The sequence below is a fragment of the Pseudomonas silesiensis genome (assembly GCF_001661075.1).
GTDB lineage: Bacteria > Pseudomonadota > Gammaproteobacteria > Pseudomonadales > Pseudomonadaceae > Aquipseudomonas > Aquipseudomonas silesiensis.
Genome location: NZ_CP014870.1, coordinates 137,645 through 150,417, shown reverse-complemented (window position 1 = coordinate 150,417; position 12,773 = coordinate 137,645). Strand labels below are relative to the sequence as shown.

Below are 12,773 nucleotides of genomic sequence, written 5' to 3'. Positions count from 1 at the left end.
GCTGGCTTGCCAGCGATGAGGCCCGAACAGACACCAAAAATTTAATGCACTGACTGGAAACCCCATCATGAAAAAGAACCACCTCTCTCACCCAGTCAAAGCACTGGCCCTGGCCCTCGGCCTCTTCAGCTCCACCCTCTTCGCCGCCGACGCACCGCTGAAAGTCGGCACCACCGCCGCCTTCGCCATCCCCCTGGAGGCCGCCGTCGAAGAAGCCAAAAAACAAGGCCTGCAAGTCGACCTGGTGGAATTCAGCGACTGGATCGCCCCCAACGTCAGCCTCGCCGCAGGCGACATCGACGTGAACTACTTCCAGCACATCCCGTTCCTGGAAAACGCCAAGGCCGCCGCCGGTTTTGACCTGGTGCCCTTCGCCCCGGGGATCATCAATAACGTCGGCCTGTACTCGAAAAAATACAAAAGTTTCGACGAGCTGCCCGAAGGCGCCAGCGTGGCGATCGCCAACGACCCGATCAACAGCGGGCGTGGTCTGCAACTGCTGGCCAAGGCCGGGCTGATCACCCTTAAGCCGGGGGTCGGCTACAAGGCCACCGAAGAAGACATCATCGCCAACCCGAAGAAAATAAAAATTCTGCAGGTCGAGGCCGTGCAACTGGTGCGGGCCTATGACGACGCCGACCTGGTCCAGGGCTACCCGGCCTACATCCGCCTGGCGAAGACTTTCGATGCCGGCTCGGCCCTGCTGTTCGACGGCCTCGATCACAAGGAATACGTGATTCAGTTCGTGATCCAGCCGACAAGCAAAACCGACCCGCGCCTGATCAAGTTCGTCGACATCTATCAGCACTCACCCGCCGTTCGCGCAGCCCTGGATAAAGCCCATGGCAAGCTCTACCAAGCCGGCTGGGAAAGCTGAGCATGACGGCCGCCATCCAACGGCGACTGGAAACTCCAGAGCCCCGCCCTATCCCCGAGCATGTCGAACAGACCGAACTGCACCCGGACCTTAATCGCGCCCACGTGCGCTTCATCGGCCTGGGCAAAACCTACAACGGCCAGCAAGGTCCAGTGGCGGCATTGCACGGCATCGACCTGGCGATCCAGCGCGGTGAAGTGTTCGGCATCATCGGTCGCAGCGGCGCCGGCAAATCGTCGCTGATCCGCACCATCAACCGCCTTGAACAACCGAGCACCGGACGCGTGCTGATCGACCAGGTCGATATCGGCGAGTTCGATGAAGACCGCCTGGTAACGCTGCGTCGGCGCATTGGCATGATCTTCCAGCACTTCAACCTGATGTCGGCCAAGACCGTTTGGCAGAACGTTGAGTTGCCGCTGAAGGTCGCCGGAGTGCCGAAGGAAAAACGCGAGCGGAAAGTCCGTGAATTACTGGAACTGGTAGGCCTGCAAGAGAAACACAAAGCCTATCCGGCGCAGCTGTCCGGCGGGCAGAAACAGCGTGTCGGCATCGCCCGGGCGCTGGTGCACGACCCGGCTATTTTGCTGTGCGACGAAGCGACTTCAGCGCTGGATCCGGAGACCACGCAATCGATCCTCGGCCTGCTGCGCGAGATCAATCAGCGTCTGGGTCTGACCATTGTGTTGATCACGCATGAGATGGCGGTGATTCGCGATATCTGCGACCGGGTCGTGGTGCTGGAGCACGGACGCATCGTCGAGCAAGGACCGGTGTGGGAGGTGTTCGGCAACCCGCAGCATGAGGTCAGCAAGACCTTGCTGGCGCCGTTGCAACACGCGTTGCCGGAAGAATTGCAAAACCGTTTGCGCTCGCAGCCGCAATCTTCGGATGACGCTGTTGTGCTGCGCTTGCAATTCACCGGCAGCGCCACGGATGAGCCGGATCTGGCGGCGCTGTTCGCTGCCCTGGGCGGTCGCGTGCGCTTGCTGCAAGGTGGCATCGAACGGATTCAGGGCCATGCGCTCGGGCAACTGCTGCTGGCGGTAACCGGTTCGTCCCTCGGAGCCGAAGCATTGCGTCAACGCGCCGGCAGTTGGGCGCAACAGGTGGAGGTATTGGGCTATGTGGTTTGATCGCTTGCTGCAAGGTTTCATCGACACCTTCCTGATGGTCGGTGTGTCGTCGTTGATTGCGCTGCTGGCGGGCATTCCCTTGGCGGTGATCCTGGTGACGAGCGCCAAGGGTAGCATCTACGAAGCGCCGGCACTGAATCGCGCATTAGGCGCGTTCGTGAACCTGTTTCGCTCGATTCCGTTCCTGATTTTGATGGTGGCGCTGATTCCGTTTACCCGGTTGATTGTCGGCACCACTTACGGTGTCTGGGCCGCCGTAGTGCCGCTGACCATCGCCGCCACGCCGTTCTTTGCGCGCATCGCGGAAGTCAGCTTGCGTGAGGTTGATCATGGGTTGATAGAAGCGGCGCAGGCGATGGGGTGTCGGCGTTGGCACATCGTCTGGCATGTACTGCTGCCTGAAGCGTTGCCGGGGATTGTCGGGGGGTTCACCATCACCTTGGTGACGATGATCAACTCCTCGGCCATGGCCGGGGCGATAGGTGCTGGTGGGCTGGGGGATATTGCCTATCGGTATGGCTACCAGCGGTTTGACAGCCAGATCATGTTGACGGTGATTGTGTTGTTGGTGGTGTTGGTGGCGGTGATTCAGTTAGGCGGGGATCGGTTGGCGCGAAGTCTTAACAAACGCTGAGGCTGATGGCGTTGCGAGGCTTTTGTGGCGAGGGAGCTTGCTCCCTCGTCACAAGTCATTCACGGTCGAAAGGTAAGTTTTCCTACAGTAAAAACGGGCTTCCTACAGGGCCAATTCCTTCCAATTGCAGGACGTTTCCTAGATTATTCCGCACGCTTGCGCCGACAGATTTCCGTGCCTGGTCTTCGTCCGTCACTGCTCATCACTGATCGGGTTTAGTAGCCCGGATCCGGAATCTATAATTAATCCGATGCTCGATAAGTCCAAATCAAACTAACCCGCTGTCATTTTTGACAGTTGATACTATCGCAAAAAGAAACCAAATTAACGATGAGAACAGCGATTGTATTGGAGACCACCGGGTATCGACGGCCATGAAAATATAATCCAGCGCATCAACTAAAAACCAACTTGATCATCAGCATTCATCCACACGAGGGATCGTGTCATGTCAGTACTCTGTTGCCCAGCCATCTCCGTTCCGGAGCACACTATCGACATGGAGCAGACACTGGAGCTTGCGCGTCAACTTCATCCCCACCATACAAACTTATCGCTCATCTTGCGCCTGATAAAAAATACCGGAGTCAAGAAGCGACACCTGGTGCAGTCAATCGAAAAAACGCTGCATCACCCAGGCTTCGAGGAGCGCAATCTCACTTACGTCCACGAAGCCAAAAAACGACTGCCGGCGGTGATTGAAACAGCATTAAAAAATGCACAAGTAACCGCTGAACAAATCAATGCAATCATTTTTGTGTCATGCACAGGTTTCACCATGCCATCACTTACTGCCTGGATCATCAATAATCTGGGCTTTCGCAATGACACTCGACAGCTGCCTATCGCACAACTTGGATGCGCCGCAGGAGGCGCAGCAATCAGTCACGCCCATAACTTTTGCCAAGCCTATCCCGAAGCGAATGTACTGATTGTAGCCTGCGAACTTTGCTCCTTATGCTACCAACCTTCCGACCTGAATATCGGCAATCTGTTGTCGAACGGTTTGTTTGGCGACGCCTTGGGTGCTGCTGTAGTGCGCGGCCAAGGGGGGCGGGGAATGCGACTTGAACACAACGGATCGCGCTTGGTGCTGGGTACAGAAGACTGGATCAGTTATGCGGTCAAGAACACCGGCTTTCACTTCCAGCTGGACCGTCGAGTACCAGGAACCATGGAGCAGTTAGCCCCCCAATTGCGTGCCATGGCCTCTGTTCACGACTGGGACGTTGAGCAACTGGACTTTTATATTATTCACGCTGGCGGCCCCCGAATACTTTCCGACCTGTCGCACTTTTTGCAGGTCGACCTCGATTTATTCGAACACAGTCAAGCCACGCTCACCGAGTACGGCAACGTCGCTTCCGTTGTTGTTCTTGATGCGTTGCGTCGTCAATTCGTTGCGGGTCTGCCCGATGGATCACGCGGAATTATCGCTGGATTCGGGCCCGGCATAACCGCCGAAATTGTCCTGGGCACATGGCAGGGCAATGGCCTCTCCCAATAAAACACCGAGGAGAACATCATGAGCTATCAACAAAAACAAACTGCTTATCAGTTAACCATTGGCGGCGACATGATCGTCAACCGTCTTGGATATGGCGCCATGCACCTGACCGGCTACGGCATGTGGGGCGATCCCGACGACCCGGAAAAAGCGGTCAGGTTGCTCCGGCGAGCCGTCGAACTTGGGGTCAACTTCATTGATACGGCGGACTGCTATGGGCCAGGAAACAATGAACAGATCATTCGTCGCGCCTTGCATCCTTATGCAGAAGACCTGGTGATATGCACCAAAGGGGGGTTGCTTCGTTCCGGTCCAAAAGACTGGATTCACGGCGAACCAGGAGCCCCGTACATTGTTCCCTGCGGACGACCTGCCTATTTGCGTCAACAGGTAGAACTGAGCCTGCGAAATCTGGGTATGGAGCGTATTCCGCTGTACCAGCTCCATAGCATCGACCCTTGCGTGCCGCTGGAGGATCAACTAGGTGAACTCGCCGCCCTGCAGAAACAGGGAAAAATCCGCCACATCGGCTTGTCCGGGCAACCCGGAGTGTCCATTGCTCAACTGCAGGAAGCTCAACGGATAGTCGACATCGTCGCGATAGAGAACCTGTACAACATTGCGGATCGAACTGACGAAGCAACGCTAAAACACGCGCAGAAAAATAACGTCGCCTACATCCCCTGGTTTCCACTAGGGCATGGCGGTCTCGTCGGTCCGGATAACGTACTTGCTCCGATTGCAGAGCGCTTCGGCGCATCACCCTCGCAACTTGCCTTGGCATGGCTGCTTCATAAATCGCCGGCGACTGTGCTCATTCCAGGAACGACTACCATCAAACATCTGGAAGAAAATATAAAGGCAACTGATATTCAATTGAGTACTGCCGACCTGGCGGCCATTGCCAGCGCCGTTGACGAAGCACATCCGCCAACCTGGCGACCTGAACATTAAACAGTACCTTTTCAAAAAAATGATAGCAGGAGCATCAGTATGTCTGGCTCGCACCCCAATGCAATAATGCTGCATAAAATCTATGCGGATCTAAGCTGCATCGATCAGTATGTCGATGATGATGTCATCCTGCATACCGCTAGCCGGGAAATACCGGGACACGCAAGAAACGTAGTCGGGAAAAAAGCGGTTCTGGAAAAAGAACTCGAACTGATTGAGTTGACCAACAATACGCTGATCATGGACGTGAAAGATATCACCGCGAATGATCACTTCGGGGCAGTCTTCGGCATGTTACGTATCTTTATAAAAGGCCAACATCACGAGATGCCTTTCTGCGGACTATGGCGGTTCCGCAACGGCCGAATTGTGGAACATTGGGAAAACGCCTATGACGCAGCCAAGCTTAACCGTTATTTTTGAGGTCGCTGTCGGACTTGATTTCAGTAAACCGCAAGAGAGTTGATAAATGCCGGCAGATACCTCACTCACGCCAAGCGCCCAACCTCTCATGGCACTTGTGACAGGGTTTTGGGCGTCAAAAGTTCTGGCGGTTGCCAATGAACTAAATCTGTTTACTGATCTTTCCAGGTCCGGGGGCATCACTGTTGTTGAATTTTCCCGACACTACAGGATTCAACCACGCCCAGCCGAAATGCTATTGACCGCCTGCGCCGCCCTGGGACTACTGGAAAAACTCGATGACCGCTACGCAAACTCGCGACTGTCCGATTGCTACCTCGTTCGCGACAAGCCGATGTATTTCGGTGGCTGGATTCAAATGGCCGACCGACGTGAATATCCGGCGTGGATGCAGTTAAGGCAGGCATTGCATGACAATTGTCCGCAAACCTGGGATCCGAACAATCAAACCAGTCTCTTTGATGGTGAAGATCCCGACCTTGTGCATGATTTCTGGGAAGCGATGTATGCGTTGTCGGTCACGACGGCCCAAAAACTTCTGGATGTAATCGATTTTTCCACAACCCGACGCCTTCTCGATGTGGGTGGAGGCGGTGCCGCCTTCGACATTATTTTTTGCAATCGATATCCCCAATTGAAGGCGGCTGTTTATGACTTACCCTTTGTCTGCACATTGACCCGCCCGAAAATCGATAGGGCGGGCCTTGCAAACCGTATCGCCCTGATCGAAGGAGACTTCTTCGCTGATCCCTGCCTGCCTTGTGGGCATGAGGTCATTTTACTGTCCAGAATACTGCTTGACTGGAATGAAGAGGATTGCCAGATGATCATCGCAAAATGTTTCTCCGCCTTGCCGCCGGGCGGAAGATTGATCATCTGTGACCAGTTTGTGAACGACCGCAAGGACGGGCCTGCAGGCGCCGCACTGATGAGCCTTAACATGCTGATTGAAACCTGGGGACGCAACTACACCGCTGCCGAATACAGCGTCTGGTTGAAGAAAACCGGTTTTACTCGCCTCGAGACAATCCGGTTCGATGCCCCTGCAGCGAACGGTGCGGTTATCGGTTACAAAACTGCCCCCGAAATCCCCGCGTCCCAGACCTTTCCTTAGGCCTGATCAGCCATGCGTGCCGATTCATGCGGCAATGACATCGGGATTTCCAGCGCGCGGCAAAAGGTGCAAGGATCTATGAAAGCCCTATAGTGGTCACTTGATTTTTCTATTGTGAATGGCTGCCATGAAACAGACTCCCGCCGACCTCGAGCAGATCACCGCCACCACCCTGGGCCATTACAACTCGGTGGCCGAAGGGTTTCGCGAGGGCACCCGCGATCACGATGTCAGCCAGAACATCGATGCCCTGTTGCGGCATATCCAGGGTGAGGCGCCGTTCGACATTCTTGATTTTGGCTGTGGGCCGGGGCGTGATTTGCAGACGTTCACGCGCATGGGTCATACCGCTGTCGGCCTCGATGGTTCGGAGAAGTTCGCGCAGATGGCCCGCGAGGACAGCGGTTGCGAGGTCTGGCAGCAGGACTTTCTGAAACTCGATTTGCCGGCTGAACGTTTCGACGGGATTTTTGCCAATGCAGTGCTGTTCCACATTCCGCGGCAGGAGTTGCCGCGGGTGTTGAAGGAACTGCGTGGGGCGCTGAAGCCGGGCGGCGTGTTGTTCAGTTCCAATCCGCGCGGGGAGAATCAGGAGGGGTGGAACGGGCCGCGTTATGGGGCGTATCACGATCTTCACGCGTGGCAGCAATTGCTGACCGAGGCGGGGTTTGTCGAGCTGGAGCATTACTACCGGCCGGCGGGGCTGCCGCGGGAGCAGCAGCCTTGGTTGGCGAGTGTTTGGCGTAGATCTGTGTAGTCAGTTCTGACGCCTTTATGCCGCCTCTTTCTTCGGCTCGCGAATCTTGTACCAGGCCACATACAGTGCCGGCAAAAACAGCAGCGTCAGCAAGGTGGCGATGATGATCCCGCCAATCATCGCGTAGGCCATCGGCCCCCAGAACACTTCCCGGGCGATCGGGATCATCCCCAGGCTCGCCGCTGCCGCCGTCAGCAGAATCGGTCGACGCCGATGCTCGGTCGCTTGCAGCACCGCGTCCCACGGTGCGTAGCCGTCTTTCTCGAACGACTCGATCTGGGTCACCAGGATCACCGAGTTGCGGATGATGATACCGATCAGCGCCAGAATCCCCAGGATCGCCACGAAGCCCATGGGCGTGCCGGTCGGGATCAGCGCCAGCACCACGCCGATCAAGCCCAGGGGTGCGACGCTGGCCACCAGGAACAGCTTCTGCACGCTGTGCAACTGGATCATCAGGAAGGTCGCCATCAGGAACAGCATCAACGGCACCACCTTGGCGATCGGCCCCTGGGCCTTGCCGCTTTCCTCGACCGTACCGCCGGTAGCGACCTTGTAGCCCACCGGCAAAGTGGCGGCGAATTTCTCGATGTCCGGTTTCAGCTGTTTCACCAGATCGGTCGGCTGGATCTCGTCTCGCACCGCGGCCTTGATGGTGATGGTCGGTTTGCGGTCGCGGCGCCACACCAACGGTTGCTCCAGCTCATAGCGTACGGTGGCGAACGCCAGCAGCGGGATGGAGGTGCCGCCCGGTGTGACGATCTGCAGATTCTGCAGGGTTTCCGGTGTACCGCGTTCCGCGTCGATCGCGCGACCCACGACATTGATCAGGTAGATATCGTCATCGACCTGGGTCACGGGCGCACCGACGACGATGCTGTTCATCAGGTTGGCCACATCTTCCGACGATAGCCCCAGTTGCCGCGCCTTGTCCTGGGCGATGTCGATGCGCAGGACTTTGCCCGGCTCGTTCCAGTCGAAAATGATCTCGCCGATGTGCGAGTTCTTATCCAGTTCGGTGGCCAGCGCGATCGCGTGCCTGCGCACCTGATCGATGTCCTTGCCGCTGACCCGGTACTGAATCGGCCGCCCCACCGGCGGGCCCATTTCCAGTGCCTGGACGTAACTGCCGATGCCGACGAAGTCTTTGCGCAGCCGTTCACGCAAGCGCTGGCTCAAGGCTGTGCGCGACTCCAGGCCTTTGCTGACGATCACCAACTGCGCGTAGTACGGGTTTTGCAATTGCTGGTCCAGTGGCAGGTAGAAACGGATCGCACCTTCGCCGATGTAGGTGCTCCAGCGCACGATGTCCGGATCGTCCTTGAGGGTCGCTTCGAGCTTGTCCACCGCCTTGCGGGTTTCAGCGATCGAGGCGTTTTGCGGCAGGTTGAGGTCGACGAGGATTTCCGGCCTGTCGGAGGACGGGAAGAACTGGTTCTGCACGAACTGCATGGAGAACACCGACGCCGCGAACAGTGCAATGGTGATGCCGATGGCCCACCAGCGGTTGCGCATGGCCCAGAGCATGCCGTAATTGAATGTGCGGCCGATACGACCGGGTTCCGCATCATGGGGTTTCACGTTGGCACTGAGGATGTGCACGCCTATCACCGGCGCAAACAACACCGCCACCACCCAAGACACCAGCATCGCCACGGCGATCACTGCAAACAGGGTGAAGGTGTACTCGCCCGCCGAACTGGCATTCAGACCGATAGGCACAAACCCGGCCACTGTCACCAAGGTGCCGGTAAGCATCGGGAATGCGGTCGAGGTGTAGGCGAACGTGGCTGCCTGCTCCTTGGTTTCGCCCATCTCCAGCCGGGTGACCATCATCTCCACCGTGATCATCGCGTCGTCCACCAGCAGGCCGAGGGCGATGATCAGCGCGCCGAGGGAAATCCGCTGCATGGTGATGCCGCTGTATTCCATGAAGATGAAGACCATCGCCAACACCAGCGGAATCGAGCACGCCACCACCAGCCCGGCACGTACCCCGAGGCTGACGAAGCTGACGACCAGCACGATGACCACCGCCTCGAACAAGGCGCTGGTGAAGCCGCCGACGGCTTTTTCCACCACGTCCGCCTGGTCGGAAACGGTATGCACGCCGACGCCCACCGGCAGGTCGGCGGTCAGGTCATTCATGCGCTGGTGCAGGGCCTTGCCGAACGCCTGAATGTTGCCGCCTTTTTTCATGGCGATGGCCAGGCCAATGGCGGGCTGACCATTGAAGCGAAATTGCGGCGTGGCCGGGTCGACGTAACCCCGGCTTATTTCAGCGATGTCGGCCAGACGATAGAAGCGATCGTTGAGCCTCAGGTTGACGTTGGCCAGGTCTTTCTCGGACTCGAATTGACCGGACGTGCGCACCGAGATCCGCTCCGGCCCAGCCTCGATCACCCCGGCCGGCGTCACCGCGTTTTGCGATTGCAGGCTTTGCACCACCTGGCGCTGATCAATGCCCAGCGCCGCCAGTTTGCGGGTGGAGAAATTCAGATAGAGCACTTCGTCCTGCTCACCGACCATCTCGACCTTGCCCAGCCCCGGCACTTCGCGAATCTCGGCACGGACCTGTTCGACGTAATCGCGCAACTGGCGCATCGACAAGCCGTCGGCGGTGAAGGCGTAGACCGAGCCGAACACATCACCGAATTCGTCGTTGAACCCCGGCCCTTGCAAGCCCTGGGGGAACTGCCCGCGGATGTCGTCGATCTTCTTGCGCACCTGGTACCAGATTTGCGGAATGTCCTTGGCACTGGTGGTGTCGCGCAGGTACACGAAGACCGTCGATTCGCCGGGCCGCGTGTAGCTTTTCACATAGTCGAGCGAGTCGAGTTCTTCGAGCTTTTTCTCGATCCGGTCCGTGACCTGCTTGAGGGTTTCTTCCTGGGTCGCACCCGGCCAGCGAGTCTGGATCACCATGGTCTTGATGGTGAACGACGGGTCTTCTTCGCGACCGAGGTTCATGTACGAGAACACACCCATCAGCAGCGCGACGAACATCAAGTACCAGACGAACGACTGATGCTTGAGGGCCCATTCGGATAAGTTGAAACTCCCTTTCATTGCGGGCTGTCCTCGTCGATTTTCACTTTCTGCCCCGGTTTGAGGCTGTTTACCCCCGCACTGACGACCCGCTCACCGGACTTCACGCTGTTGGTCAGGACCACCGTGCTGTCCGTGCGGCTGATGAGGCTGACGTCCCGCGGCGAAACGGTTTGCGTCTGTGGATCGACCACCCAGATCCGCGATTTGCCATCCACCTCTTGCAGCACGCTCACCGGCAACTCGATGCGCGGTTTGATCGCGGAGCTGAGGGTCACGCTGATCGCCGTGCCCAGGCGAAAACCGGGTGGCGTGTCAGTCAGGCTCAGGCGGGCGCGACGGGTACGGGTCGCACTTTGCGCCTGGGGTTCGATTTCGCGAACAATGGCAGTGGTGGTGATCCTTGGGTCCAGTTGCGCGGCGACTTGAAACACCACGTCCGCCGGCAATTGGTCGACCAGGGTGTCGGGCAGGTCAATCACCGCTTCCTTGATATCCGGCTGCGCCAGGGTCACCACTTGCTGGCCGGCCGTCACCACTTGCCCGGCTTCGGCGTTCCAGGCAGTGACGATGGCTTTGTGGTCGGCGCGCAGTTCGACGTAGTCGAGTTGATCCTTGGCCTGATCGACCGCCGCCTTGGCCTGGTCGAGGGAGGCCTGAGTGGTCTTGAGGTCGGTCTGGGCGATGTCCAGTTGGGCTTGCGCACCGACGCCGCGATCGAACAATTCCTGCTGGCGGCGGGCGTTGGCCTGAGCGTTGATCAACTGCGCCTGGACCCGTGCCAGATCGCCCTGGGCCGAGCGCAACTGGTTTTGCTGGTCAGTGGGGTCAAGCGTTGCGAGCAAGGCACCCTTCTCGACTTCGGCGCCGACATCGACGTTACGGCTGGCGATGCGACCCGGCACGCGGAAACCGATATTACTTTCATAGCGGGCCTGGATACTGCCGGCAAAGCGGCCGAGACTTTCCTCGTCCAGTGCCTGGACCTTGATCGACAACACCGGGCGTACCGGTTCCGGTGGCGGTTCTTCTTTCGAACAGGCCACCAGCATTCCAACGCAGAGCACCAGCATCAGACGCTTCATGGCTGGGCTCCCGCGCCTAAGTCCTTATACGTGTTTTCGGCAATCTCCACCTTCACGCCGGGATGCAGCAACTGGCCGCCAGCGATGACGACTTTTTCGCCACCCTTGAGGCCAGCGCTGATGACGACATTGCCGATGAGGTAACGGCCGACGGTGACGGTGTGCAGCTGCGCCTTGCCTTCGTCGTCCACCAGCCACACGGCCGGGTCGCTGAGGTTTTTGGTCAGTGCCGACCAGGGCAATTCCACGGCGGATTTGCCCGGCGTCTTGGCCGTGGCACTCACTACCGAGCCAAGCTGCATGCCTTCCGGCAGGCCGTTGAGGCTGACCTTGACCTGCACGGTACCGGTCTGCGCAGACACTGCCGGGGTGACTTCACGCACGGTGCCAGTGGTCTTGATCGCCGGGTTTTCGAGCAGGCTGACCACCACCGATTTATCCGTCGGCGGTTCGGCCAACAGCGATTCATAGACGTTGAACACCGCGTCGCGCTCACCGTCCCGGGCCAGGCTGAAAATCGGCACCGTGGCCTGTACCACTTGGCCGACTTCGGCCTGGCGGGCGGTAATCACCCCCGGCGCGTCGGCAATCAAGGCGGTATAGCTCAGTTGTTCACGGGCATTGGCCAATTGTGCCTGGGCGGCCGCCAGGGCGCTTTGACTGCTGCGCAAGGCGGCTTGGGCGGAATCGTATTCGCTCTGGCTGGTGTAGCCCTTGGGCAGCAGTTTTTGCTGGCGCACGAAAGCGGCGGCGGTCTGCTTGACCCGTGCCTGTTCGGCAACCACCTGCGCCTGGGCCGAATCGACGCTGGTTTGCAGGTCCTTCGGATCGAGCCTGGCCAGCACCTGTCTGGCCGTCACCCGATCACCGACATCGACCGTGCGCTGGATGATTTTGCCGGCGACGCGAAATGACAGTTCGGTCTGCACTCGCGCCTGGACATCCCCCGTGAGGGTCACCGAGGCCGCGTAGTCAGCCGACTTGACCTCCTGCACGAAAACCCGCGGACGTTCCTTTTCAACCTGGGGCTTCTCGCCGCAGGCGGTCAGCAAAGCCAGGACACTCAGGCCGACCACTCTTTTCAATCCGGGACCAGCCATGCAGACTCCTTTGCGTTGTACGGGCGTGCCAGTTCGATACGACTGTGAGCTTATAACAGGGTTCCACCTTCGCCTACGCTGACATGCATTTCCTCCTACAAGAGTTGCATATAGGTCCTACACGTCAACTTCGCCAAC

11 protein-coding genes are annotated in these 12,773 nt (G+C 58.3%); 8 read left to right on the top strand and 3 right to left on the bottom strand.

Features of this window, described 5'->3' with window-relative positions; translation table 11 throughout:
* The first annotated feature begins 67 nt into the window (after window positions 1-67).
* The 8 genes from PMA3_RS00685 (at window position 68) to PMA3_RS00650 (ending at window position 7,402) form a co-directional block, all read left to right on the top strand.
* Window positions 68-877 (top strand): MetQ/NlpA family ABC transporter substrate-binding protein, encoded by an 810-nt coding sequence (locus PMA3_RS00685; protein ID WP_064675368.1) that lies wholly within the window; start codon window positions 68-70, stop codon window positions 875-877.
* Between the two features lie 2 nt (window positions 878-879).
* Window positions 880-2,013 (top strand): methionine ABC transporter ATP-binding protein, encoded by a 1,134-nt coding sequence (locus PMA3_RS00680; RefSeq protein WP_064675367.1) that lies wholly within the window; start codon window positions 880-882, stop codon window positions 2,011-2,013.
* Complete coding sequence (locus PMA3_RS00675) at window positions 2,003-2,647, top strand: methionine ABC transporter permease (protein ID WP_064675366.1); 645 nt, start codon at window positions 2,003-2,005, stop codon at window positions 2,645-2,647. Before PMA3_RS00680 ends, PMA3_RS00675 begins: the two co-directional genes overlap by 11 nt.
* A gap of 448 nt (window positions 2,648-3,095) precedes the next feature.
* Window positions 3,096-4,154 carry a type III polyketide synthase gene (locus tag PMA3_RS00670; RefSeq protein ID WP_064675365.1) on the top strand — a complete coding sequence of 353 codons (1,059 nt, stop codon included), beginning with the start codon at window positions 3,096-3,098 and terminating at the stop codon, window positions 4,152-4,154.
* A gap of 18 nt (window positions 4,155-4,172) precedes the next feature.
* Entirely contained in the window at window positions 4,173-5,108 is a 936-nt protein-coding gene (locus tag PMA3_RS00665) for an aldo/keto reductase (RefSeq protein ID WP_064675364.1), read from the top strand.
* A gap of 39 nt (window positions 5,109-5,147) precedes the next feature.
* Entirely contained in the window at window positions 5,148-5,531 is a 384-nt protein-coding gene (locus PMA3_RS00660; protein WP_064675363.1) for a nuclear transport factor 2 family protein, read from the top strand.
* A 46-nt stretch (window positions 5,532-5,577) separates the two neighbouring features.
* Window positions 5,578-6,645: a methyltransferase gene (locus PMA3_RS00655; protein WP_064675362.1), complete on the top strand. Its 1,068-nt coding sequence runs from the start codon at window positions 5,578-5,580 to the stop codon at window positions 6,643-6,645.
* A gap of 127 nt (window positions 6,646-6,772) precedes the next feature.
* Window positions 6,773-7,402, top strand: coding sequence for a class I SAM-dependent methyltransferase (locus tag PMA3_RS00650; protein WP_064680590.1), 630 nt, complete (start codon window positions 6,773-6,775; stop codon window positions 7,400-7,402).
* Between the two features lie 15 nt (window positions 7,403-7,417).
* On the opposite strand, the gene PMA3_RS00645 is transcribed toward PMA3_RS00650, so the two are convergent.
* From PMA3_RS00645 to PMA3_RS00635, 3 genes are read right to left on the bottom strand one after another with little or no spacing between them, the layout of a single operon-like run.
* On the bottom strand, window positions 7,418-10,471 hold the full coding sequence (locus PMA3_RS00645) for an efflux RND transporter permease subunit (protein WP_064675361.1): 3,054 nt from the start codon (window positions 10,469-10,471) through the stop codon (window positions 7,418-7,420).
* The gene (locus PMA3_RS00640; protein WP_064675360.1) at window positions 10,468-11,535 is read right to left on the bottom strand and encodes an efflux RND transporter periplasmic adaptor subunit; all 1,068 of its coding nucleotides are present in this window, start codon (window positions 11,533-11,535) and stop codon (window positions 10,468-10,470) included. Before PMA3_RS00640 ends, PMA3_RS00645 begins: the two co-directional genes overlap by 4 nt.
* Window positions 11,532-12,635 carry an efflux RND transporter periplasmic adaptor subunit gene (locus PMA3_RS00635; RefSeq protein ID WP_064675359.1) on the bottom strand — a complete coding sequence of 368 codons (1,104 nt, stop codon included), beginning with the start codon at window positions 12,633-12,635 and terminating at the stop codon, window positions 11,532-11,534. The genes PMA3_RS00640 and PMA3_RS00635 overlap by 4 nt, the downstream gene beginning before the upstream one ends.
* Window positions 12,636-12,773 lie beyond the last annotated feature (138 nt).

Coding starts and splice junctions, on each gene's coding strand:
- PMA3_RS00685 (WP_064675368.1), top strand. CDS start 68: ATGAAAAAGAACCACCTCTCTCACCCAGTCAAAGCACTGGCCCTGGCC.
- PMA3_RS00680 (WP_064675367.1), top strand. CDS start 880: ATGACGGCCGCCATCCAACGGCGACTGGAAACTCCAGAGCCCCGCCCT.
- PMA3_RS00675 (WP_064675366.1), top strand. CDS start 2,003: ATGTGGTTTGATCGCTTGCTGCAAGGTTTCATCGACACCTTCCTGATG.
- PMA3_RS00670 (WP_064675365.1), top strand. CDS start 3,096: ATGTCAGTACTCTGTTGCCCAGCCATCTCCGTTCCGGAGCACACTATC.
- PMA3_RS00665 (WP_064675364.1), top strand. CDS start 4,173: ATGAGCTATCAACAAAAACAAACTGCTTATCAGTTAACCATTGGCGGC.
- PMA3_RS00660 (WP_064675363.1), top strand. CDS start 5,148: ATGTCTGGCTCGCACCCCAATGCAATAATGCTGCATAAAATCTATGCG.
- PMA3_RS00655 (WP_064675362.1), top strand. CDS start 5,578: ATGCCGGCAGATACCTCACTCACGCCAAGCGCCCAACCTCTCATGGCA.
- PMA3_RS00650 (WP_064680590.1), top strand. CDS start 6,773: ATGAAACAGACTCCCGCCGACCTCGAGCAGATCACCGCCACCACCCTG.
- PMA3_RS00645 (WP_064675361.1), bottom strand. CDS start 10,471: ATGAAAGGGAGTTTCAACTTATCCGAATGGGCCCTCAAGCATCAGTCG.
- PMA3_RS00640 (WP_064675360.1), bottom strand. CDS start 11,535: ATGAAGCGTCTGATGCTGGTGCTCTGCGTTGGAATGCTGGTGGCCTGT.
- PMA3_RS00635 (WP_064675359.1), bottom strand. CDS start 12,635: ATGGCTGGTCCCGGATTGAAAAGAGTGGTCGGCCTGAGTGTCCTGGCT.